Raw genomic sequence first — 1,708 nt, forward strand, 5'->3', positions numbered from 1 at the left:
GTACGGTGCCGACTTCGATACCCTCGGCAGGCCAACCCGCATATGCGACTCCAAACCCGCCTCCGCCAAACTCCGCGTGAAAGTCTCCTCACCAATGTCATCCAGATCATCAGTGCGAACCTCCACCCGCGTGACACGACCCGGCCACCGCTTCACCTTGATACGGCCATCCATCAGAACCCGCCTCGCCAGCGTTCCCCACGCAAATCCAGATGCCGACCCCAATGGCCCGCGCGCTTCACACACACGTAAGCCATGCCAAGGTGTCCGAGGTGACGCCAAGCGCACTGAAAGAACGGCCGCCTCATGCTTTGCCCCCGTCCTGCTCGCGGTGCCAATCGGCGTGGGTTGCTTCGTTATCGACCAACGCCGAGCACACACCGCACACCGATATGCGAACCTGGCTGCGACCGTAGACGGTATACGGCTCCTCGACCGGGAACGGAACGCTAACGAAACGCGAGTAATCAGTACCCATCACCGGACCCCGTCCTGCTCGGGCCCCTTGGGATGATCGCCCGGGTCATCACAAGCGCCCACGGTATCGGCAAAGCACCCGTGAGTGTGCACCGGCACCGTGCACGAGTCCGAACCCGTGCATTCGCCAGGCTGGAACTCGTCTTCGTCCTGCTCGGGAGACACCGAAGACCACGGGCCAGCCTTGCGGCGTCGCACCATCTCCTCACCCTCAGCCCAGCCGCCAGTTCCTGCTATCCCGCGCAACAGAAGCTCGCGGGAATCATAGAAATCTGACCATGGTTCATCATCACCCCAGGCCTGGACCGCCCACTCCCACTCGGTCGCCGTCTCCCCACCTACAGGTATCGGACCCCGTAGACGCTCAACTACAGTGCTCGACGTATGCCCATCGAACGCCGGCGGAATCTCGACCTCTGGGACCTCGAACAGGCCCCAATCCTCCGCAGGGTAGTGATTCGAGACCTGCCCGACCGGAAGTGAAGCGACTACGATAAACCAGTCCCCGCCAAAGCATTCCTCCCCGTCTGAGTGTCGCCATGACTTCACGACCGGCACCCCTGCGGCAAGCCACCCCGACACCGCGTGCCGGTGGTACAGCATCCGGAACTCGTACAGCTCATCGAACGTGTGGTAGCCGTCAGATGCCTCCCCACCTACAGGGCGAGAGAACCCAGCAGCTAGCACCGCATCCGCTGCGCACTCGGCCTCCTGGGTGAGATAACTGCGGTTCGGGTCGAGGGTCTCCCCATCGGGAAAGTCTCCGAGAGCATCAACAAGCGCCGATACCAGCGCTTCCCGGTCATCATGATGATCAACATGATCTCCCGCGGCCGGTTCCGGCGCGACAGGGCGGGCGAACCCAGCAGCGAGAATCGCGGCCGCATACAGGGCCAGCGCATCGGCGCAATCCACACACGAACCGGGGCCGCTCTCGAAGTCACAGCCTCCGCAGTACGCCCCAGCCTTGTTCAGGATCGTGGCCAACGCTTCCCGGTCGTCCTGGACGCTCGCGACCGGTTCCGGCTCTACCGGGGAGGTAGCGGCCTCCAGAGCGGAAGCGAGCTCTAGGAACAGATCACGGCGATGAGTCCCGTTGAACGTCGAATCGGACGCCACCGCCCGCGCTTCTGCGATTAGCTTCTGTACATCAGACACCAGGTGCCTCCTTCGCTTTGGCCTCAGCAGCAGCACGTACTGACTCCGCATCCACGCCGCGCGCATCAAGGTA

General features: G+C 63.1%; 1 protein-coding gene. It reads right to left on the bottom strand.

Features of this window, described 5'->3' with window-relative positions; genetic code table 11:
- Positions 1-477 precede the first annotated feature (477 nt).
- A partial coding sequence (locus tag M2390_RS16105) for a hypothetical protein (protein WP_259180234.1) occupies positions 478-1,708 on the bottom strand: 1,231 nt, incomplete at its 5' end.

Source organism: Mycetocola sp. BIGb0189 (genome assembly GCF_024810155.1).
GTDB lineage: Bacteria > Actinomycetota > Actinomycetes > Actinomycetales > Microbacteriaceae > Mycetocola > Mycetocola lacteus.